The organism is Kitasatospora sp. NPDC052896 (genome assembly GCF_044547075.1).
GTDB lineage: Bacteria > Actinomycetota > Actinomycetes > Streptomycetales > Streptomycetaceae > Kitasatospora.
Window position 1 is genome coordinate 31,307 of sequence record NZ_JBITZU010000027.1, and the last position, 20,635, is coordinate 51,941.

Sequence of the window (20,635 nt, forward strand, 5' to 3'; positions counted from 1 at the left end):
GTGCCGAGCCCCGGCCGACGGCCGGGGCCGGTGGATCAGCGGTCGCGCTTCTCCTTGATCTTCGCGGCCTTGCCGCGGAGGTCACGCAGGTAGTACAGCTTGGCGCGGCGGACGTCACCGCGGGTGACGACCTCGATCTTCTCGACGATCGGGGTGTGCACCGGGAAGGTGCGCTCCACGCCGACGTTGAAGCTGACCTTGCGGACGGTGAAGGTCTCACCGATGCCCGCACCGTGGCGGCGGATCACGACGCCCTGGAAGACCTGGACACGGGAGCGGTTGCCCTCGATGACCCGGACGTGGACCTTCAGGGTGTCACCGGCGCGGAAGGCCGGGATGTCGGTGCGCAGCGAGGCCGCGTCGACACCAGCGAGCTTGTTGCTCATGATGCTCTCCATCGCGGGCGCCACGGGCCGCCCACGGAAAATTCGTCACAATGGGGTGTGCTGCGGGCCGCATCGGCCGGGGGTGTACCCCCCGTGGCGGGGGCACCGGACCACCGGCTCCCCGACGGGAGCCCAGCGACAGACAACAGCCGCCTATTCTTCCACAGCGTCGGCCGTGCGCCGAAATCGGCCCTGCCCGTCGTCCCAGCGCAGGCCGAGGACGCTCAGCGCCTCGCGGTCCTTCTTGTCGATCGCGGCCTGCGGCCAGCGGGCCACCAGGTCGGGCCGGTTGGCCAGGGTACGGGCGAAGGCCTGGTCCCGGCGCCAGCGGGCGATCTTCCCGTGGTGACCGCTGAGCAGCACCTCGGGCACCTCGCGGCCGCGCCACTCGGCGGGCTTGGTGTAGACCGGCCCCTCCAGCAGGTCGGCCATGGCGCCGGGGGCGAAGGAGTCGTCGCGGTGCGACTCGGCGTTGCCGAGCACGCCGGGCAGCAGCCGGGCGATCGCCTCGACCATCACCAGCACCGCGACCTCACCGCCGGCCAGCACGTAGTCGCCGATCGAGGCCTCGACCACCGGCATCCGGGTGGCGGCCTCCTCGATCACCCGGCGGTCGATGCCCTCGTAGCGGGCCGGCGCGAAGGTCAGCCACGGGCGCCCGGCGAGCTCCTGGGCCAGCTGCTGGGTGAACGGAACGCCGCTCGGGGTGGGCACCACCAGGGTGGGCAGCTGGTCCGCGGGGCCGGCCGCGAGCACCGCGTCCAGCGCCTCCCCCCACGGTTCCGGCTTCATCACCATGCCCGGCCCGCCCCCGTACGGCGTGTCGTCCACCGTGCGGTGCACGTCGGTGGTCCAGTCCCGCAGGTCGTGCAGGTGCACGTCGAGCTGGCCACGGGCGCGCGCCTTGCCGACCAGCGAGACGTTCAGCGGCTCCAGGTACTCCGGGAAGATCGTGACGACGTCGATCCGCATGCCGTGCTGCTCGGTCACCGGGCCTCCTCCGGACCACCGTCGACCTCGGCCTCGGCCGGGTCGATCAGGCCGCCCGGCGGGTCGATGACGGCCCGCTGGTTCTCCAGGTCGATGGTCGGCACGATCCTGGCGACGAACGGGATCAGCACCTCGGTGCCGTCCGGCTTGGTGACCGTGAGCAGGTCCTGGTACGGCAGGTGGACGACCTCGGTCAGCTCGCCGACCGGGGTGCCGTCCAGCAGCACGACGTCCAGGCCGATCAGCTGATGGTCGTAGTACTCGTCCTCTTCCTCGGGCAGCTCGTCCGGGTCGACCTCGGCGATCAGGATGGTGTTGCGCAGCGCCTCGGCGGCGTTGCGGTCCTTGACCCCCTCGAAGCGCAGCAGCAGCCGACCGCTGTGCACCTTGCCGGACTCCACGGTCAACGGTCCGGCCGAGGCGGGGTCGGTGAGCAGCACCGCACCGGGGGCGAGCCGCAGCTCCGGCTCGTCCGTCCGGACCTCGACGCTGACGTCCCCCCTGATGCCGTGGGCACGGCCGATCCGGCCGACGACGAGCTGCACGGTGCACTCCTGAGCACTAGTACCGAGAAAAACGGACCGGCCGGGACGCGTCACGCGTCCCGGCCGGTCCAAGCAGACGACGGTGATCGTCAGTGGATGTTGTCCACGTCGACCAGGTCGACCCGGACGTTGCGACCGCCGAGGGCGCCGACCACGGTGCGCAGCGCGCGTGCGGTCCGGCCGCCCCGGCCGATCACCTTGCCGAGGTCATCGGGGTGCACGCGCACCTCGATGGTGTTCCCGCGACGAAGGTTGCGCGAGCGCACCTGCACCTCGTCGGGGTGCTCGACAATGCCCTTCACCAGGTGATCGAGGGCGTCCTCGATCACGATCAGGCCTCGGTGGAAGCGGCGTCGGCGTCAGCCTCGGCCTTGTCCGACTTCTTGGCCTTCGGGGTGATGGCGACACCGGTGGTGCTGTCCTCGAAGCCGGCGACGGCCTTGGCGAACAGGTGCGAGAAGTCCTCGACCTTGGGCTCGGCGACCTTCAGCGGCGCCGGGGCCGGCAGGCCCTTGTACTTCTGCCAGTCGCCGGTGAGCTTGAGGATCGCCAGGACCGGCTCGGTCGGCTGGGCGCCGACGGACAGCCAGTACTGGGCGCGGTCGGAGTCGACCTCGATCTTCGAGGGGTTGTAGGTCGGCTGGTAGATGCCGATCTCCTCGATCGCGCGGCCGTCACGCTTGGTGCGCGAGTCGGCGACGACGATGCGGTAGTGCGGGGAGCGGATCTTACCGAGACGCTTGAGCTTGATCTTGACTGCCACGGGAGTGGAATCTCCTGGAGTTGACGTGGGTGAGCAGCCGCGCACTCCGCGTGGGGTTGCGGGGGTCGGCCGTTCGAATGACACGCCAGCCGTAGGAGAGAGGGGTCCTGTTGGCTGCCGGGTATCAGCTATCGATTGTGCCACATCGGGCGGGGTCCCCCGACCGGGGCAGGGCCCCGGCCAGGGAGGCTGCTGTCAGGCGATCTTGAACGGCTGCTGGCAGGCTCCGCACACGATGGAGGCCTGGGCCAACACCGACGGAACCACCCGGACGTTTCGCCCGCAGCCGCAGACCGCCTTGACCCGGACGCCACCGCCCGAGGAGCCGTGCCGCGCGGCCGGCCCGCGGAACGCGCGCAGCACGCCGCCGTCGCCGGCGGCACCGGCCACCGCCTGCTGGTGCGCGCCCAGCGCCAGATCGAGGCGCTCGATCGTGGCGGCGTACCGGTCGCGGGTCTCCGCGAGCATGGTGACCTGGGAGAAGCCGCTGCTGGCGTGCGGCTCGACCGGGTGCGCGAGGCCGAGTTCGGAGGCCAGCAACAGGAACCGGCGGTTGTGGTAGCGCCCGGCCCGGGAGGTGTCCCGGATGTCGCGGGCGGCGGCCAGACCGTGGGCGGCCTCGTGCAGCAGCCGCTCGAAGCCGAGCTGGGTGCCGCAGGCCGAGGACGACTCGCCGATCAACGCCTCGGGCGAGGCGAGGTCGGGCAGGTCGTGGTGGTAGGCCTGGATGTCGCTCCAGGCGGCGGCCAGTTCGGCCGCGAGGACGAGGGGCTGTGTCGTGCTCACGCTATGCCAACGAGGGAGTCGGGGGTGGTGTTCCATGCTTGGGCGGTCACCGGGAATTCCCAGTGCGTTCTCAGCCCAGCGTCATAAAGACGCTCCTGAGCGTGCGGGATCTGACGCAAGTTCAACCCCCTCGGTTTCCGGCCCCCGCCGCTGCTCGCCGGAGGCCGACGGCACCCGGGCGCGGCGAATTCCGCACCGGGGCAGACGGCCCGGACCCTGTCCACTTGACAGGGCCACGGGCCGTACACCGTACCGCTAGTGGGGGCCCTCCGGGAGCCGACCGGCCAGTAGGCGAGACGCCGTCACCGAGTAGTTACTCAGTAGGCCCGGGCGACGATCGCGATGTTGCCTTCCTGATCGTCCGTGGCCGGCACCGAGCCGTCCGCGGCGATCAGGCAGCGGACCGAGACGCCCTGCTCGGCGAGTTCGGCCTCGCCCTCCGGGCCGAGCTCGGCCCAGGAGATCCGGCCCCACCCGGTGGCGGCCGCCTCGACCGCCTCGTCGATGCCGCTGACCTCGACCGTGCGGGCCTCACGGCGCTCGCGGGACTGCTGGAGCAGCAGCGCCTGGTCCTCCTCCAGGATGCCGGGCAGCACGGCCGCCAGGCTGTCCACCGCGACCGGCGCCTTGCCGCCGGGGATCCGGCGGACCAGCATCGCGGTGCCGGCCTCCAGGTCGCGCGGGCCGACCTCGATCCGCAGCGGGACGCCCTTCAGCTCCCAGTCCACCGCGCGGCGGCCGAACGGGGTGTCGGTGCGGTCGTCGACCACGGTGCGGATGCCGGCCGCCTCCAGGGCGGCACCGATCTCGCGGACCTTGGCCAGCACCGCGTCGTCGCCCTTGATCGCCAGGACCACGGCCTGCACGGCGGCCAGCCGCGGCGGGACGCGCAGGCCGTTGTCGTCACCGTGCGACATGATCAGGCCGCCGACCATGCGGGTCGAGACGCCCCAGGAGGTCTGCCAGACGTGCTCACGCTCGGAGCCGGCGGACAGGTAGGTGGTGTTGAAGGCCTTGGCGAAGTTCTGGCCCAGCTCGTGGCTGGTGCCCATCTGCAGCGCCTTGCCGTCGCCCATCATGCCCTCCAGGGTGAGGGTGTTGATGGCGCCGGCGAACCGCTCGCGGGCGGTCTTGCGGCCGAGCACCACGTCGATGCCCAGCACGTTGGTCATGAAGTCGCCGTAGACCCGGGTGTGGATCATCGACGCGTAGGCCCGGGCGTCCTCGTAGGTGGCGTGGGCGGTGTGGCCCTCCTGCCAGAGGAACTCGGTGGTGCGCAGGAAGACTCGCGGACGCAGCTCCCAGCGGACCACGTTGGCCCACTGGTTGATCAGCAGCGGCAGGTCGCGGTGGCTCTGCACCCACTTGGAGAAGTACTCGTTGATGATCGTCTCGGAGGTGGGCCGGACCACCACCGGCTCCTCGAGGTCCTTGCCGCCACCGTGGGTGACCACCGCGAGCTCGGGGGCGAAACCCTCGACGTGCTCGGCCTCACGGGTGAGGTAGGACTGCGGGATGAACATCGGGAAGTAGGCGTTCTGCGCGCCGGCCTTCTTGATCCGCGCGTCCATCTCCTGCTGCATCCGCTCCCACAGGCCGTAGCCGTACGGTCGGATGACCATGGTGCCGCGCACCGGACCGTTGTCGGCCAGCTCGGCCTTGTTGATCAGATCCTGGTACCAGCGCGGGAAGTCGTCCGCCTGGGGGGTGAGAACGGGAGCCTTTGCCACGGGGCGAATCGTACGGCGCCCGGGCGGGGGAGTGTGAATTCGTTCCCCCGGGAGCGCGCAGGGGGCGCACGACCAGCGGCTCCGGATGCTCCGGTGCACCCCTCTGGACGGCGTGCCCGAGCCGCTGTTCGCTGGATGCGGGGCTGAAGAGTCGGGGGGAGCATACGCAGCACGTCCACGGACCGGATGGGAGGCCGCAGGATGGCTTCAGCGCAAGGCACCGCCCCAGGGTTGGCCCGCTCCCTCGGACAGAGCAGGGCGCGCGACTGGGCGGAGATCCAGGAGCGGATGCTCGTGCCGCTCTACGAGGCGGTCTACCAGCGGCTGGAGGTCGGCCCGGCGACCAGCGTGCTGGGCCTGGGCTGCCGCTCCGGACTCTCGCTGCTGCTGGCCGCGGCGCACGGCGCGCAGGTGGCCGGACTGGAGGCGGAGGACGAGCTGCGCGCGCTGGCCCGCGGGCGACGGCTGCGGGTGCTGGCCGACGGCCGCGACGAGCCGGACGTCCCCCGAACGGCGCATTCCCTGGTCACCGTGTTCGAACAGCTGCACCACACGGCGGACCCGTGCCGGCTGGTGGCCGACGCGGCCCGGCTCACCCTGCCCGGCGGCCACGTGGTGCTGGCCGGCTGGGGGCCGGCGGAGCGCTGCGAGAGCGCCGCGGTGCTGGAGCTGGCCCGCCGGCGGAGCGGACCGTGCCCGCCCCGGGATCCGTTCGCGCCGAGCGCGCCCGGCGTGCTGGAACGGCTGCTGGCCGGGGCCGGACTGCGACCGGCCGGCAGCGGCCGGGTGAACTGCCCGTTCGCCTACCCGGACCTGGACAGCGCGGTCCGCGGCCTGCTCTCCACCGGGCTCTACGACCGGGCGGTGGCCTACTCCGGGGAGGTTCCGGTGGCCAAGGAGCTGATCGAGGCGCTGCACCCGTTCACCGCCCCGGACGGCTCGGTGCGGATGGCCAACGTGTTCCGTTACGTGGTCGCCGAACGGCCGCGCTGAGCGGCACCGAGCGGCCCGCCCGCGCTAGCGGAGCGGGACCCACTCCTCCACGGTCAGCGCGAACCGCTCGTGGTCGCGCCAGGCGCCGTCGAGGAAGAGCATCCGCGGGGTGAAGCCCTCGTGCCGGAAGCCCAGCCGGCGGGCCAGCGCGATCGAGCGCTCGTTCTCCGGCTGCACGTTGATCTCCAACCGGTGCAGTCCGAGGCCGCCGACGGTCTGGTCGGCGAAGCAGCTGTCCAGCACCAGCCGCATCCCCTCGGTCATCCGCCCGGTGCCGACGAACGGGACGTAACTGTCGTAGCCCAAGGCGCCGTTGCAGAAGCGGCCCATCACGATGTTGGCCACGTTGCACTTGCCGACCAGCCCACCGGTGGCCAGATCGACGATCAGGAAGGTGCGCAACCCGGGGCCCTGACGCTGCAGCAGGTCGGGCAGTCCGTCCGGCTCGACCGGGTTCCAGCGTCCGATGTGCTCGGCGGAGCGGCGGACCGCCTCGGCGTACATCTCGGCGTCGGAGGACCTGGGGGCACGGATCGTCACTCGCGTCATCCGAACATCATCGGGCATGCCGACGGCCCGCCGCCCCCGGGCATACCGGGGAGCTGGCGGGCCGTCAGGAGGACCGGCTCAGAGCAGGTCCTTGAACTCCTTCGGCAGCTCGAAGTCGGCCGGCCCCTGGCCCGGGCCGAGGCCGAACGCCCCGCCCTGGGCCGGCGGCTGGGCCTGCCCGGCGCCGAGCGCCCGGCGGGCCGCGGCGGCCTGCTCCTCCTGCGCCCGCTTCAGCGGGTTGCCGGACTTCTTGCGGCCCTTGGCGGCCGGCGCCTTCTTCCCGGACTTCTTGCCGCCGCCACCCATCCCGGGGATGCCCGGCATGCCGGGGATGCCCTTGCCGGAGGCCATCGCGGTCATCATCTTGCGCGCATCGAAGAAGCGCTCGACCAGGTTGCTGACCTCGCCGACCCCGACGCCGGAGCCCTTCGCGATGCGCAGCCGGCGCGAGCCGTTGATGAGCTTGGGGTCGGTCCGCTCGGCCGGGGTCATCGACTTGATGATCGCGCCGACCCGGTTGACGTCCTTGTCGTCGATGTTGTTGATCTGCTCGCGGATCTGGCCCATGCCCGGGAGCATGCCGAGCAGCTTGGAGATCGAGCCCATCTTCTGGACCTGCTCCAGCTGCGCCAGGAAGTCGTCGAGGGTGAAGTCCTTGCCGCCGCCCTGCAGCTTGGCGGCCATCTTCTCGGCCTCGGCCTGCGAGAAGGTCTGCTCGGCCTTCTCGATCAGCGACAGCATGTCGCCCATGCCGAGGATCCGGGAGGCCATCCGGTCCGGGTGGAAGGCGTCGAAGTCGTCGACCTTCTCGCCGTTGGAGGCGAACATGATCTGCCGGCCGGTCACGTGCGCGACCGAGAGCGCGGCACCACCGCGGGCGTCACCGTCCAGCTTGGAGAGCACCACGCCGGTGAAGTCGACACCCTCGAGGAAGGCCTGCGCGGTGGTGACCGCGTCCTGACCGACCATCGCGTCGACGACGAAGAGGACCTCGTCGGGGTTGACCGCGGCGCGGATGTCGGCGGCCTGCTGCATCAGCTCGGCGTCGATGCCGAGCCGGCCGGCGGTGTCGACGATGACGACGTCGTACTGCTTCTGCTTGGCGTACTCGATCGAGTCGCGGGCCACCTGGACCGGGTCGCCGACGCCGTTGCCCGGCTGGGGGCCGTAGAAGGCCACGCCGGCCCGCTCGGCCACCACGGAGAGCTGGGTGACCGCGTTGGGGCGCTGCAGGTCGCAGGCGACCAGCAGCGGGGTGTGCTTCTGCTGCTTCAGCCAGTGGCCGAGCTTGCCGGCCAGGGTGGTCTTACCGGCACCCTGGAGACCGGCCAGCATGATCACGGTGGGGCCGGTCTTGGCGAACCGCAGCCGGCGGGTCTCGCCACCGAGGATGTTGATCAGTTCCTCGTTGACGATCTTGATGATCTGCTGCGCCGGGTTCAGCGCGCCGGAGACCTCCGAGCCCAGCGCCCGGTCCTTGATCTGCTTGATGAAGGCCCGCACGACCGGCAGCGCGACATCGGCTTCCAGCAGGGCGATCCGGATCTCGCGTGCGGTGGCGTCGATGTCCGCCTCACTGAGGCGGCCCTTGCCCCGGAGGTTCTTGAACGTCGCTGCGAGGCGGTCGGAGAGAGTATCGAACACGTCGGTCGCGGGTCCCTTGCGGCATCGATTGGCATACGGTCGTCGCCCCAAGGGTATCCGGCTGCCCCGGTTACGGTCTCCACCGGGCGACGGCGGAGTCAGCCGGCGGGCGCCAGCGCGTGCTGGACGGTCTCGACTACCGCCCGGGCGGCGTGGTCGGTGAGCGGGCGACCGGCCGGGTCGGTGAGGTAGAAGGCGTCCACCGCGTCGGCGCCCAGGGTGCTCACGTAGGCGGTGCGGACCCGGACCCCGGCCCCGTCCAGCGCCCGGCCGATCCGGTGCAGCAGGCCCGGCGCGTCATGGGCCCGGACCTCCAGCACGGTGGCGTCGGCCGAGGCCCCGCCGGGGGCGACCGAGACCACCGGCGGCGGGGTGGCGATGCCCCGGCGGCGCGGGGCGGCGGCGTCCCGCTCGGTGAGCCGGCGGCCGACGTCCAGCGAGCCGTCCAGCGCCCGGCGCAGGTCGGCGCGGAGCCGGGCGGCCTCCGGCAGCTCGCCGTACTCGGTGGCGACCGTCCAGGAGAACAGCAGCACCGGGCCGGCGCCGATCGGGTCCAGTTCCCCCAGGGTGAGCGAGCGCACGGCCAGCCGGTGCAGCGCGAGCACGCCGGAGACCAGGCCGAGCAGGCCGGGCCGGTCCGGGATGGCCAGCGCGAGCCGGACGCCCATCGGCTCGCCGGCCAGCGGCTGGTGCGCGGTCTCGGCGTGCAGCGTGAGCGCCGGGGCGCCGCTGCCGGCCGCCTCGACGGCCAGTCGCTCCTCGTCCACGCCGAAGGCGGCGGCCCGTGGCAGCACCGGGTCGCCGGCCAGCACCGCGGCCACCCGGGAGACCAGGCCGGCCACCAGGCCGGCCCGCCAGCCGCTCCACGCGGCCGGGCCGGTCGCCAACGCGTCCGCCTCGGTGAGGGCCTGCAGCAGCTCCAGGTGGAGCGTGGTGCCGACGGTCTTGGCGATCAGGTCGACGGTCGCCGGATCGTCCGGATCGCGCCGGGTCGCCGTCTCGATCAGCAGCAGGTGGTGGCGGACCAGCAGGGCCAGGCTCTCGGTGTCGTCCTGGTCGAAGCCCATCCGGGCCGCCACGTCCCGGACGATCACCTCGCCGGCCACGCTGTGGTCGCCCGGCCAGCCCTTGCCCAGGTCGTGCAGGAGGGCGGCGACCAGCAGCAGGTCGGGCCGGGCCACCCGACGGGTCAGCGCGGCGGCCCGCACCGCGGTCTCCACCAGGTGCCGGTCCACCGTCCAGGTGTGCACCGCGTTGCGCTGCGGCCGGCAGCGCACCCGCTCCCAGTCCGGCAGCAACCGGGTGATCAGGCCCTCGGCCTCCAGCGCCTCCCAGACCGGGACGCACGGTTCGCCGGCCCCGAGCAGGGTGATCAGCTGGGCGCGTGCCTCGGCCGGCCAGGGCACCGGCAGCGGCCCGCACTCGGCGGCCAGTCGGCGGACCGTCGGATGGGAGACGGTCAGTCCGACCTGGGCGGCCGCGGCGGCGGCCCGCAGCGGCAGCACCGGGTCGGCGGCCGGCCGGGTGCCCTGCGCCAGCACCGCCTCGCCGTCCTGCTCGACCACGCCCTCGGCGAGCGGCCGGCGCGCTATCACGCCCCGGCCCACCCCGCCGGCGGCCCGGCCGGCGCCGCTGAACGGGAACCCGAACGGCCGCCGGCTCCGGGCGCCACGGGCCGCCAGCACCCGGTCCACCGAGCGCCAGGTGACGTCCGCGGCGTAGCTGATGGTCCGGGCGGCCTGGTAGATCTCGCGCAGCAGGGTGTCCGCGTCCAGCACGCCCAGCGCCGCGGCCACCTGGTCCTGGTCCTGGAGCGCCAGCCGGTCGGTGGCCCGGCCGGTGGTCAGGTGCAGCGCGTCGCGGACGTCGGCGAGCCGCCGGCAGGCGGCGTCCAGCCCGTCCCGGGGCGCGTCGGCCAGCCAGGAGGCGGCGATCGCGTCCAGCGCGACCAGGTCGCGCAGGCCGCCGCGGGCCTCCTTGAGGTCCGGCTCCAGCAGGAAGGAGAGCTCGCCGTGCCGCTCGGCCCGCTCCCGGCCCAGCTCGCGCAGTTCGGGCAGCCGGCGCGGGGCGGCGGCCCGCCAGTCGGCCAGGATCGTCGAGCGCAGCGCCGCGGTGAGGTCGGCGTCGCCGGCGATGTGCCGGGCGTCCAGCAGGCCGAGCTGCGCCTTGAGGTCCTCGGCGGCCACCGCGCGGGCCTCCGGGAGCCGGCGCACGGCGTGGTCGAGCGCCACCCCGCTGTCCCAGACCGGGTACCAGAGCCGGTCCGCCAGCGCGCCGACCTCGGCGCCGTCGTGCAGCAGCAGCAGGTCGAGGTCACTGCGCGGGGCGAGTTCGCCGCGCCCGTAGCCGCCGACCGCGACCAGGGCGACCCCGGGCGGCGGCTCGGCGGCGGCGAGCAGGCCGGTCAGCCAGCGGTCGGTGAGCCCGGCCAGCGCGGTCCGGCGGGCGGACCCGGCCAGGTCCGGCGCGGCGAGCAGGGCGGTCCGGGCGGCGGTGTAGTCGGTCGGGTCACCGGGGGCGGTGGTGGTCTCTGCGGTCACTGCGGTCTCTCCCCGTCCGTGGTGCGGGCGGCGCGGCGGGGCGCCGGAAATGCCAGGGGCGGACCCGCGGTGGCCGCGGGTCCGCCGGACAGTGGTACCCCGTTCTAGAGCGCGTCCGGGCCGCGTTCACCGGTGCGCACCCGGACGGCGGTCTCCACGGGAACGCTCCAGACCTTGCCGTCCCCGATCTTGCCGGTCCGGGCGGCCTTCACCAGGACGTCGATCAGCTGGTCGGCGTCCTCGTCCTCGACCAGTACCTCTATCCGGACCTTCGGGACCAGGTCGACGGTGTACTCGGCGCCCCGGTAGACCTCGGTGTGGCCGCGCTGGCGGCCGTAGCCGCTGGCCTCGGTGACGGTCAGCCCGTGCACCCCGAAGCTCTGCAGGGCGTCCTTCACGTCCTCCAGGCGGTGCGGCTTGATGACGGCGGTGATGAGCTTCATCAGGCGTCGACCTCGGTCTTCCTCACGGTGGTGGTGGGGGTCAGCGCGCGGGCCAGGCTTGCCCCGACGGCGCTGAAGTCGTAGGCGGACTCGGCGTGTTCGGCCTGGTCGATGCCGGCCACCTCGACGTCCTCGGCCACCCGGAACCCGATGGTCCGCTGGATCGCCTGCCCCAACAGCCAGGAGATCACGAAGGAGTAGGTCGCGACCACCAGCACGCCCAGTGCCTGCTTGCCGAGTTGGCCGACTCCACCGCCGTAGAAGAGCCCGCGGGCGCTCTGCCCGACGTGGCCGGTGGCGAAGAAGCCGATCAGCAGCGAGCCGATCGCGCCGCCGACCGCGTGCACGCCCACCACGTCGAGCGAGTCGTCGAAGCCCAGGCGGTACTTGAGGCTGATCGCGGCCGCGCAGACCGCACCGGCGATCAGACCAATGGCCACCGCGCCGAGCATGCTGACCGAGCCGCAGGCCGGTGTGATGGCGACCAGGCCGGCCACCGCGCCGGAGGCCGCGCCGAGCGAGGTGAACGCGCCGTGCTTGATCCGCTCGAAGGCGAGCCAGCCGAGCATCGCCGCGGCGGTGGCGACCTGGGTGTTCATGAAGGCCATCCCGGCCACGCCGTTGGCGGCCAGCGCCGAACCGGCGTTGAAGCCGAACCAGCCGAACCAGAGCAGACCGGAGCCGAGCATCACCAGCGGCAGGCTGTGCGGGCGCATCGGGTCCTTCTTGAAGCCGACCCGCTTGCCGAGCACCAGGCAGAGCGCCAGACCCGCCACACCGGCGTTGATGTGCACCGCGGTGCCACCGGCGAAGTCGATCACGCCCAGCCGGTCGCCGAGCCAGCCGCCCTTGCCGTTGTCGAAGAAGAACACCCAGTGCGCGACCGGGAAGTAGACGATGGTGACCCAGAGCGCGACGAAGAGCGACCAGGCCGCGAACCGGGCGCGGTCCGCGATGGCGCCGCTGATCAACGCCGGGGTGATCACCGCGAACATCAGCTGGAACGCCGCGAAGGCGGTGACCGGGATCGATCCGGTCAGGTCGTTCAGGCCGATCCCGCGCATCCCCAGGTGGTCGAGGTTGCCGATCAGGCCGCCGTAGGCATCGGTGCCGAAGCTGAGGGTGTAGCCGTAGAGCACCCAGAGCACGCTGACGATCGCGAGCGAGATGAAGCTCATGACCAGCATGTTGAGCGTGCTCTTGACCCTGACCATGCCCCCGTAGAAGAAGGCCAGCCCGGGGGTCATCAACATGACCAGGGCCGCACTGATGAGTACGAAGGCGGTATCGCCCCCGCTGAAGCCGTCCGGCATCGGCGTCTCCTCGTGGTGAAGGCCGCTCCACCCGCGGGATCCCTGTCCCGTGCCACCCGGGGTGTCGGCTATGCAGAGGAGCGTGCCGAAGACGGATTTCGGCCAGTGCGGCTCGGTGTTTCACGGCCGTGACGTCGGCGACGCGCGAGTTACGGGCACGTGAACTCCGGCCGTGTCATGACAGGCGGTGAGGTACCGTACCTCCCCGGCGCACCGGGGGTGGCCGGACGATCACCCCCGGTGGCCCGGTCACACCGCCTCGAACTCCGGGATCTGCTCGACCACCAGCTCGGCCAGCCGATTGACGGCCGGAACTCCCCGGTACTCCGCGGTGGCCGCCGCCGAGGTCTTCCGGACCCGGGTGTTGAGCCGCTCCGAGCGCACCTTCCCGGCGATCTCCACCGCCTCCTCGGCGATCAACGCGGCCTGTTCCGGCTCGCCCTGCAGCAGGTGCACGCTGGCCATCCCGACCAGGTTGAAGGCGTAGGAGCGGGTGTGGTTCTCCATGTCGTCCCGGAACAGGTCGACCGCGGTGGTCATGTGCGGCGCCGCGGTGGAGGCGTACCGGGCGCTCAGGTCGGGGTGGTAGGCGAGGTCGCGGAAGGAGTGCGCGTTCTCCGCGTACAGCTCGGCCTTCGAGAAGAACCGCAACCAGTCCGGGTCGTTCTCGATCGGACCGCAGTCGGTGAAGGTGTCCTCGGCCAGCCGGACGGCCCGCGCGCAGCGGTTCACCTCGCCGATGTTGGAGTAGGCGCGCGCCTCCATCGCGTAGAGCAGCGACTGCTGGCGCGGGGTGGCGGTGTCCCGGCTGCCGTACTGCGCCAGGTGGATCAGCTCCAACGCGTCCTCGCCGCGGTTGAGATGGATCATCTGCCGGCTCATGTCGGTGAGGATGAGCGCGCCGAACGGGCGGTCGCCCGCCTCCTTGGCGGCGTGCAGCGCGAGCACGTAGTACTTCTGCGCGCTCGGGTGCATGCCGACGTCGTAGGACATCCAGCCGGCCAGGTGGGCGAGTTCGGCGGTGAGCCGGAAGAGTCGCTGGGTGACCTGCGGCGGGTAGGTCTCCTGCAACAGGTCGGTGACCTCGTGCAGTTGGCCCACCACGGCCTTGCGGCGCAGGCCGCCGCCGTTCTGCGCGTCCCACTGGCGGAACATCACCGTGGTCTGCTCCAGCAGTTGCAGCTCGGGCTCGGATAGCCGGCCGGTGTACGGCTCACCACCGTTGGCGGCGGCCAGGATCGGGGTCGGCGAGCCACTCGGCCCCGGCGTGAGCCAGCGCTGCATCGGCTCGATCAGCGCGGCACCGGCCGTCAGGGCGAGTGAGGTGCCCAGGAAACCCCGGCGGTTGAGCATCAGGTCGCTGCGCGAGTACTCGCTGATCAGCTGGACCGTCTGCGGACCGCTCCACGGCAGGTCGACCCCGCTGCCGGCCACCGTGGAGACCGGGATGGCCGCCCGCAGGCCGAGGTCCTCGACCGAGACCACCGAACCGAACCGCTCGGAGAACAGGTCCGACATGATCTTCGGGATCGGCTCGCGCGGCTGCTCGCCGTCCAGCCAGCGACGCACCCGCGAGGTGTCGGTACTGACGTGGTGCGCGCCGAGCTGGCGCGCCCGACGGTTGACCTGCCGGGCCAGCTCGCCCTTCGACCAGCCGCTGCGCGTGAACCACGCGGTCAGTTTCTCGTTGGGTTGCTTGTCCGCCATGGGTCCACCCCATCCCGCCCGACCCCGGAGTGGGGTCCGCTCTCGTCCCGCCACGCACCCGCTGCTGCGGTCCGCTCGCCGAACGTAACGTGACTCGGGCCGCCCAGGGGATGGTTCACGGTTAAACGCCACCATTCGCCACCCCCGCGCCCGGACCCGGGGACGCGCTGTCGCGCTTCACTGGAGGCCGGACCGCGACTCCGGGCTCCGAAGTGACGGAAGCACCCGCCGGCGCACCCCACCCGCCGCGCGCCGGCGGCGCGCGAAGCGCCCCGGTCCCGAGGATCGATCCCGCGCAACGTATTGACCGCGCACTGACCAAGCGTCACAGTCCCGTAACCGTCGGCAATCGAAACCTGTTGGGGGAGGCATGGACAACCTGTTCGGCGATCTGAGGCTCGGCATCCGCCGCCGCATCCGCGCCACCGCGTGCCAGGCGGCCGCGGAGTACGCCGGGCGCTGGGGCTGGACGGTGGCCCTGGGTGGCGTCCCCCGTGGCCGGAGCGTGGTGCGCTGCGCCTGCGCCCGCCCGCACTGCGCGGCCCCCGGCCTCCATCCGCCGCACGGCGGCGGACCGCGCGAACTCCCGCCCGGGGCCTCCCCGCACGTGGTCCGCGCGCTCTGGGACGGCACCCCCGAGGCGGCCGTGCTGCTGCCGGCCGGCCACGCCTTCGACGTGCTGGACGTCCCCGAGCCCGCCGGCCTGCGGGCGCTGGTCCGGCTGGAGCGGATGGGCACCCAGGTCGGCCCGGTGCTGAGCTCCCCGACCGGCCGACTGCTCTTCTTCGTGGCCCGGGGCACCGCGGCCCGGCTGCCCGACCTGCTCTACCGGATGGGCTGGGACGACGCCGCGCTCGACCTGGCCTGCCACGGCGAGGGCAGCTACCTGGCCGCGCCGCCCACCGTGCTGGCCGGCCTCGGCGCGGTCCGCTGGCTGCGCCACCCCACCCGGGAGAGCGCCGCCCGCCCGCCGGAGGCCCGGCTGCTGCTCGGCACCCTGGCCTACGCCTGCCATCGCGGCCGGGAGCGCGTGGTGGCCGCCGAGCCGGCCTGGCTGGCCTCCTGAGCCGGGCGGCGGCAAGCGAAAGGGCCGGCCCCCGTGGGGGAACCGGCCCTGGGCACGAACGGCGTCAGTCGCCGATCAGCGCGTCCACGAAGGCCGCCGGTTCGAACGGCGCCAGGTCGTCCGCGCCCTCACCGAGCCCGATCAGCTTGACCGGCACGCCCAGCTCACGCTGGACCGCGACCACGATGCCGCCCTTGGCGGTGCCGTCCAGCTTGGTCAGCACGATGCCGGTGATGTCGACCACCTCGGCGAAGACCCGGGCCTGGACCAGCCCGTTCTGACCGGTGGTGGCGTCCAGCACCAGCAGCACCTCGTCCACCGGGCCGTGCTTCTCGACCACCCGCTTGACCTTGCCCAGCTCGTCCATCAGGCCGGTCTTGGTGTGCAGCCGGCCGGCGGTGTCCACCAGTACGGTGTCCGCGCCCTCGGCGATGCCCTCCTTGACCGCGTCGAACGCGACCGAGGCCGGGTCGCCGCCCTCCGGACCACGCACGGTCCGGGCGCCCACCCGCTCGCCCCAGGTCTGCAGCTGGTCGGCGGCGGCGGCGCGGAAGGTGTCGGCGGCGCCGAGCACCACCTTGCGGCCGTCGGCCACCAGCACCCGGCCGAGCTTGCCGGAGGTGGTGGTCTTGCCCACCCCGTTGACGCCGACCACCAGCACCACGGCCGGCCGGCCGTCCTCGTGCTTCGCGGTGCGCAGCGAACGGTCGGCCTCGGTGCCGATCAGCCCGACCAGCTCCTCGTGCAGCAGCCCGCGCAGTTCCGCCGGGGTCCGGGTGCCGAGCACCTTGACCCGGGTGCGCAGCCGCTCGACCAGCTCCTGGGTGGGGGCCACGCCGACGTCGGCGGTCAGCAGGGTCTCCTCGATCTCCTCCCAGGTGTCCTCGTCCAGCCGGTCCCGGGAGAGCAGCGTGAGCAGGCCCTTGCCGAGCGAGTTCTGCGAGCGGGAGAGCCGCGAGCGCAGCCGGACCAGCCGGCCGGCGGTCGGCTCGGGCACCTCCAGCGCGGGCGGTGCGGCCGCCTCCTCGGGTGCCTCGACCTCCTCCTCGACCGGGGCCGCTTCGACCGGGGCCGCTTCGACGGGGGCCGGCAGCTCCACCTGTTCGACGGTCTGTGCCGGCTCCGGACGCGGCTCGGCCGCCTCCTCGCCGACCTGCGGCTCGGTCGGGGCCGGCGGCGCGCCCACCTGGGGCCGCCGCTCGGCCGGCAGTTCCTTACGACGTCGGCCGTTGACCACCAGACCCGCGACCGCGCCCACCGCGAGCACGGCGATGACCACGGCAAGGATCACGTATTCCACTAAAGCTCCTTCACTGGTCGCCCCGGCTTGCGGCCGGGGCCGAGAGTGATCCTCGCGCCGGCGGCGCCGAGCGCCGCCGGTTCACTGCCCCGCCCGCCGGACGGCCGGTGGGAGGGAGGAGTCACAACCCGACCAGTATCCGCGATCCCGGCGCCCGGCGGGCGTACGCCCGGCGCGGCGGCGGGCGCTCAGCCGATCGCCGCACTCACCTCGGCGGCCCGGACCGGCCGTTCGCGGTGCTCTCCCGCGGCCATCGGGGTTCCCCCTGCCGGAGGCCGGGGGAGGCCGGGAGGTGCCCCCACGCGCAGCCGCTGGCTGATCACCTGGGAGATCCCGTCTCCCTTCATGGTCACGCCGTACAACGCGTCGGCGCACTCCATGGTCAGCTTCTGGTGGGTGATCACGATCAGCTGGGAGCTCTCCCGCAGCTCCTCCATGATCGCGATCAGCCGGCGCAGGTTGGTCTCGTCCAGCGCCGCCTCCACCTCGTCCATCACGTAGAACGGGCTGGGTCGGGCCTTGAAGATGGCGACCAGCAGGGCCACCGCGGTGAGCGAGCGCTCGCCGCCGGAGAGCAGCGAGAGCCGCTTGACCTTCTTGCCGGGCGGCCGGGCCTCCACCTCCACCCCGGTGGTCAGCATCGACTCCGGGTCGGTCAGCACCAGCCGGCCCTCGCCACCGGGGAAGAGCCGGGCGAAGACGCCCTCGAACTGGGCCGCCGTGTCGTGGTAGGCGGCGGTGAACAGCTGCTCGACCCGCTGGTCCACGTCCCGGACGATCTCCAGCAGGTCGCGCCGGCCACGCTTCAGGTCGTCCAGCTGCTCGCCCAGGAACCGGTGGCGCTCCTCCAGCGCCGCGAACTCCTCCAGTGCCAGCGGGTTGACCTTGCCCAGTTGCTGGTAGGCCTTCTCCGCCGCCCGCAGCCGCTTCTCCTGCTCGGCCCGGACGTACGGCCGGGGCTCGGCGGCCGGCTGCCCGTCCTCCGGGGCGGCGGGCGGCACCGGCTGGTCCGGGCCGTAGCCGGCCAGCAGCTCCTCCCCCGCGATGCCGAACTCCTCCAGCGCCCGGGCCTCCAGCTGCTCGATCCGCAGCCGCTTCTCGGCCCGCAGCACCTCGTCCCGGTGGCCCGCGTCGACCAGCTTGTCCAGCTCGTCCTTGAGCTCCCGGCCGCGTTCGCGGACGTCCCGCAGCTGGCCCTCCCGGCCGGCCCTGGCCTGCTCCACGGCGGCCCGCTCGGCATCCGCCCGGGCCAGCGAGACCTCCAGGCAGGCCAGCAGCTGTCGGGCCCCGGCCGTCACCGCCCCGGCCACCGCGGCCTCCCGGGCGGCCCGCTCCCGGCGGGTCGCGGCCCGGGCCCGGGCCTCCCGCTCGGCCCGGGCCGAGCGGTCCAGCGCGTCGGCCCGCCCGGTCAGCGCGCGGACCCGCTCCTCGTGGGTGCGCACCGCCAGCCGGGCCTCCAGCTCGGCCTGCCGGGCCTGTGCGGAGGCCTCACCGAGCCGGTCCTGTTCGGTACCGTCCGGTTCGGCCTCGCCGTCGTCGGCCGCCTCCTCGGCCGCGGCCAGCCGGGCGGCCAGCTCATCGGCCACGGCCTGCGCGCCGGCCAGCCCCTGCCGGGCGCGCTCGACGGCGGCCGCGGTCCGCTCGGCCTCGCCCTCGGCCGCCCGGGCCTGGCCGCCGAGCCGGCCGAGCGAGCCGGCCAGCTCGGCCCGCTGCTTCTCGGCCCGCCGCCGCGCCACGGCCAGCCGCTCGACCTCCTCGGTCAGCTCCCGCCGCAGCTCCTTCGCCCGGGCCAGCCGCCCGGCCGGTTCGGCGGCCCGGGCGGACAGCTCGTCGAGCGCGCGGGCCGCCTCGTCCACCGCGGCCTGGGTCTCCAGCTGGCTGGGCGGGCCGGCCGCGCCACCCTGCGCGAACCCGGCGGCCAGCAGGTCGCCGTCGGTGGTGACGGCGGTCAGCTCGGGCCGGCCGGCGACCAGTCGCTCGGCCGCCGCCAGGTCCGTCACCAGCACGGTACGGGTGAGCAGCGCGCGCACCGCGGGCAGCAGTTCGGGCGGGCCGGTGACCAGCTCGGCGGCCCAGCGGGCGCCGGCCGGCAGCGGGTCCGCCGCGACGGGCGCCGCCGGATGACCGGCGATCAGCAGGGCGGCCCGGCCGGCGTCCTCGGTCCGCAGCAGCCGCAACGCCCGGACGGCGGCGGCCACCCCCTCCACCGCCACCGCGTCGGCCGCCGCCCCCAGCGCCGCGGCCAGCGCGACCTCCTCCCCGGGGGCCGCCCGGAGCAGCTCGGCCGCCGGGCCGAGCACCCCGGCCAGCCGCTCGGCCGCCGCCAGCAGCGCGCCGGTGCCGTCCTTGCGGCGCAGGCCGAGCGAGAGCGCCTCGTGACGGGCGGTCAGCGCGGCCTGCTCGCGCTCGGCGGCGCTCACCGCCGCTCGGGCGGCGCTCAACTCACCTTCCACGCCCGCCAGGCGCTCTCGCGCCTGCTCGTGCGCCAGCTCCAACTCGTCATCGCCACAAGCCACCTGGTCCGCCTGCTGCTCGTGCAGCGCGAACTCCTGCCGGGCGGCCTCGGCCCGCTGCGCCGCCTCGTCCCGGGCGGTGACCAGCCGGTCGATCTCGGCCTGCGCGCCGGTCGCCCGGGAGCGCGCGGCGGCGGCCTGCCCCTGCAGCCGGGCCAGCCCCTCCCGCCGGTCGGCCAACGCCCGTGCCGCGTCCCGCAGTCGGCGCTGCTCGGCGGCGAGGGCGCGCTCCAGCTCCGCCCGACCCTCGACCGCCTCGGCCAGCGCGTAGCTCGCCTCCTCCAGCGCCTCGGCGAGCCCGGCCTCCTCGGCGCGGATCCGCTCGGCCTCGCGCTCCAGCTCCTCCGGGTCCCGGCCGCGTCGCTCCTCCGGCTGCCCGCCCGCGGTGGCGTGCCGCACCCGGGCCTCGGCCAGCCCGATCGTGCCGCGGGTCCGCTCGACCAGCGCGGAGAGCTGGTACCAGGCCTGCCGGGCGGCCTCCAGCCGCGGCCCGAGCTGGGTCACCTGGGCCTCCAGCACCGCCTCGCGCTGCCGGGACCGGCCCAACTCCTGCTCGACGGTGGACCGGCGCAGTCGCAGCGCCAACTCGTCGGCCACCTCGGCCTCGACGGCGTGCCGCAGGCTCAGCAGGTCGTCGGCGAGCAGCCGCAGCCGGGCGTCGCGCAGTTCGGCCTGGATCCCGGCCGCCCGCCGGGCGATCTTCGCCTGTCGGCCCAACGGGCCGAGCTGGCGCCGCAGTTCGGCGACCAGGTCCTGCACCCGGTTGAGGTTGGCCGCCATCGCGTCCAGCTTCCGCAGCGCCTTCTCCTTGCGCTTGCGGTGCTTGAGCACCCCGGCTGCCTCCTCGATGAAGGCCCGTCGGCCCATCGGGTCGGCGTGCAGCACCGAGTCCAGCTGCCCCTGGCCGACGATGACGTGCATCTCCCGGCCGATGCCCGAGTCGGAGAGCAGCTCCTGGATGTCGAGCAGCCGGCAGGTGTCGCCGTTGAGCGCGTACTCGCTGCCGCCGTTGCGGAACATGGTCCGGGTGATGGTCACCTCGGCGTAGTCGATCGGCAGGGCGCCGTCGCCGTTGTCGATGGTCAGGCTGACCTCGGCCCGGCCGAGCGGCGCGCGCCCGCTGGTGCCGGCGAAGATGACGTCCTCCATCTTGCCGCCGCGCAGCGACTTGGCCCCCTGCTCCCCCATCACCCAGGAGAGCGCGTCGACCACGTTGGACTTGCCGGAGCCGTTCGGGCCGACCACGCAGGTGATGCCGGGTTCGAAGCGGAGGGTGGTCGCCGAGGCGAAGGACTTGAAACCGCGCAGCGTCAGGCTCTTCAGGTGCACGCGCTGCTCTCCCGTCCCTCACCGGTGGCTTCCGACTG

17 protein-coding genes are annotated in these 20,635 nt (G+C 73.6%); 2 read left to right on the forward strand and 15 right to left on the reverse strand.

Going from position 1 to position 20,635, the window contains the following annotated elements:
- Nucleotides 1-35: 35 nt before the first annotated feature.
- From rplS to proS, 7 genes are all read right to left on the reverse strand, one after another.
- Nucleotides 36-386 (reverse strand): 50S ribosomal protein L19, encoded by a 351-nt coding sequence (gene rplS / locus ACIGXM_RS32230; RefSeq protein WP_396567181.1) that lies wholly within the window; start codon nt 384-386, stop codon nt 36-38.
- 153 nt (nt 387-539) lie between these two features.
- Nucleotides 540-1,358: a tRNA (guanosine(37)-N1)-methyltransferase TrmD gene (gene trmD / locus ACIGXM_RS32235; protein WP_396567285.1), complete on the reverse strand. Its 819-nt coding sequence runs from the start codon at nt 1,356-1,358 to the stop codon at nt 540-542.
- A 14-nt stretch (nt 1,359-1,372) separates the two neighbouring features.
- Nucleotides 1,373-1,921, reverse strand: a complete 549-nt coding sequence (gene rimM / locus ACIGXM_RS32240; protein WP_396567183.1) for a ribosome maturation factor RimM — start codon at nt 1,919-1,921, stop codon at nt 1,373-1,375.
- An 89-nt stretch (nt 1,922-2,010) separates the two neighbouring features.
- Complete coding sequence (locus ACIGXM_RS32245) at nt 2,011-2,250, reverse strand: RNA-binding protein (protein WP_396567185.1); 240 nt, start codon at nt 2,248-2,250, stop codon at nt 2,011-2,013.
- A 2-nt stretch (nt 2,251-2,252) separates the two neighbouring features.
- Nucleotides 2,253-2,684 carry a 30S ribosomal protein S16 gene (gene rpsP, locus ACIGXM_RS32250; protein ID WP_396567187.1) on the reverse strand — a complete coding sequence of 144 codons (432 nt, stop codon included), beginning with the start codon at nt 2,682-2,684 and terminating at the stop codon, nt 2,253-2,255.
- Nucleotides 2,685-2,879: 195 nt separating this feature from the next.
- Nucleotides 2,880-3,470 (reverse strand): hypothetical protein, encoded by a 591-nt coding sequence (locus ACIGXM_RS32255; RefSeq protein WP_396567189.1) that lies wholly within the window; start codon nt 3,468-3,470, stop codon nt 2,880-2,882.
- A 317-nt stretch (nt 3,471-3,787) separates the two neighbouring features.
- Entirely contained in the window at nt 3,788-5,200 is a 1,413-nt protein-coding gene (gene proS / locus ACIGXM_RS32260) for a proline--tRNA ligase (RefSeq protein WP_396567191.1), read from the reverse strand.
- A gap of 201 nt (nt 5,201-5,401) precedes the next feature.
- Between proS and ACIGXM_RS32265 the strand changes: the two genes are divergently transcribed.
- A complete protein-coding gene (locus tag ACIGXM_RS32265) occupies nt 5,402-6,193 on the forward strand; it encodes a class I SAM-dependent methyltransferase (RefSeq protein WP_396567193.1) in 792 nt (263 codons plus the stop codon).
- A 24-nt stretch (nt 6,194-6,217) separates the two neighbouring features.
- Here the strand turns inward: ACIGXM_RS32265 and ACIGXM_RS32270 are convergent, their stop codons facing one another.
- The 6 genes from ACIGXM_RS32270 to ACIGXM_RS32295 all read right to left on the reverse strand — a co-directional run bounded on the left by ACIGXM_RS32270 (nt 6,218) and on the right by ACIGXM_RS32295 (nt 14,389).
- Nucleotides 6,218-6,742, reverse strand: coding sequence for a GNAT family N-acetyltransferase (locus ACIGXM_RS32270; protein WP_396567195.1), 525 nt, complete (start codon nt 6,740-6,742; stop codon nt 6,218-6,220).
- Nucleotides 6,743-6,820: 78 nt separating this feature from the next.
- Complete coding sequence (ffh, locus tag ACIGXM_RS32275) at nt 6,821-8,386, reverse strand: signal recognition particle protein (protein WP_396567197.1); 1,566 nt, start codon at nt 8,384-8,386, stop codon at nt 6,821-6,823.
- A 98-nt stretch (nt 8,387-8,484) separates the two neighbouring features.
- Nucleotides 8,485-10,926 carry a [protein-PII] uridylyltransferase gene (locus tag ACIGXM_RS32280; RefSeq protein ID WP_396567199.1) on the reverse strand — a complete coding sequence of 814 codons (2,442 nt, stop codon included), beginning with the start codon at nt 10,924-10,926 and terminating at the stop codon, nt 8,485-8,487.
- Between the two features lie 104 nt (nt 10,927-11,030).
- On the reverse strand, nt 11,031-11,369 hold the full coding sequence (locus tag ACIGXM_RS32285; protein WP_396567201.1) for a P-II family nitrogen regulator: 339 nt from the start codon (nt 11,367-11,369) through the stop codon (nt 11,031-11,033).
- Nucleotides 11,369-12,682: an ammonium transporter gene (locus tag ACIGXM_RS32290; RefSeq protein WP_396567203.1), complete on the reverse strand. Its 1,314-nt coding sequence runs from the start codon at nt 12,680-12,682 to the stop codon at nt 11,369-11,371. The genes ACIGXM_RS32285 and ACIGXM_RS32290 overlap by 1 nt, the downstream gene beginning before the upstream one ends.
- Nucleotides 12,683-12,931: 249 nt before the next feature.
- The gene (locus tag ACIGXM_RS32295) at nt 12,932-14,389 is read right to left on the reverse strand and encodes a hypothetical protein (RefSeq protein ID WP_396567205.1); all 1,458 of its coding nucleotides are present in this window, start codon (nt 14,387-14,389) and stop codon (nt 12,932-12,934) included.
- Between the two features lie 370 nt (nt 14,390-14,759).
- On the opposite strand from ACIGXM_RS32295, the gene ACIGXM_RS32300 reads away from it, so the two are divergent.
- Nucleotides 14,760-15,455 carry a bifunctional DNA primase/polymerase gene (locus ACIGXM_RS32300; protein WP_396567207.1) on the forward strand — a complete coding sequence of 232 codons (696 nt, stop codon included), beginning with the start codon at nt 14,760-14,762 and terminating at the stop codon, nt 15,453-15,455.
- A 64-nt stretch (nt 15,456-15,519) separates the two neighbouring features.
- Here ACIGXM_RS32300 and ftsY read toward each other — a convergent pair whose 3' ends face one another.
- Together ftsY and smc are read right to left on the reverse strand one after the other, a co-directional pair.
- Nucleotides 15,520-16,755 (reverse strand): signal recognition particle-docking protein FtsY, encoded by a 1,236-nt coding sequence (gene ftsY / locus ACIGXM_RS32305; RefSeq protein ID WP_396567208.1) that lies wholly within the window; start codon nt 16,753-16,755, stop codon nt 15,520-15,522.
- Nucleotides 16,756-16,943: 188 nt separating this feature from the next.
- Entirely contained in the window at nt 16,944-20,597 is a 3,654-nt protein-coding gene (smc, locus tag ACIGXM_RS32310; protein WP_396567210.1) for a chromosome segregation protein SMC, read from the reverse strand.
- Between the last annotated feature and the right edge of the window lie 38 nt (nt 20,598-20,635).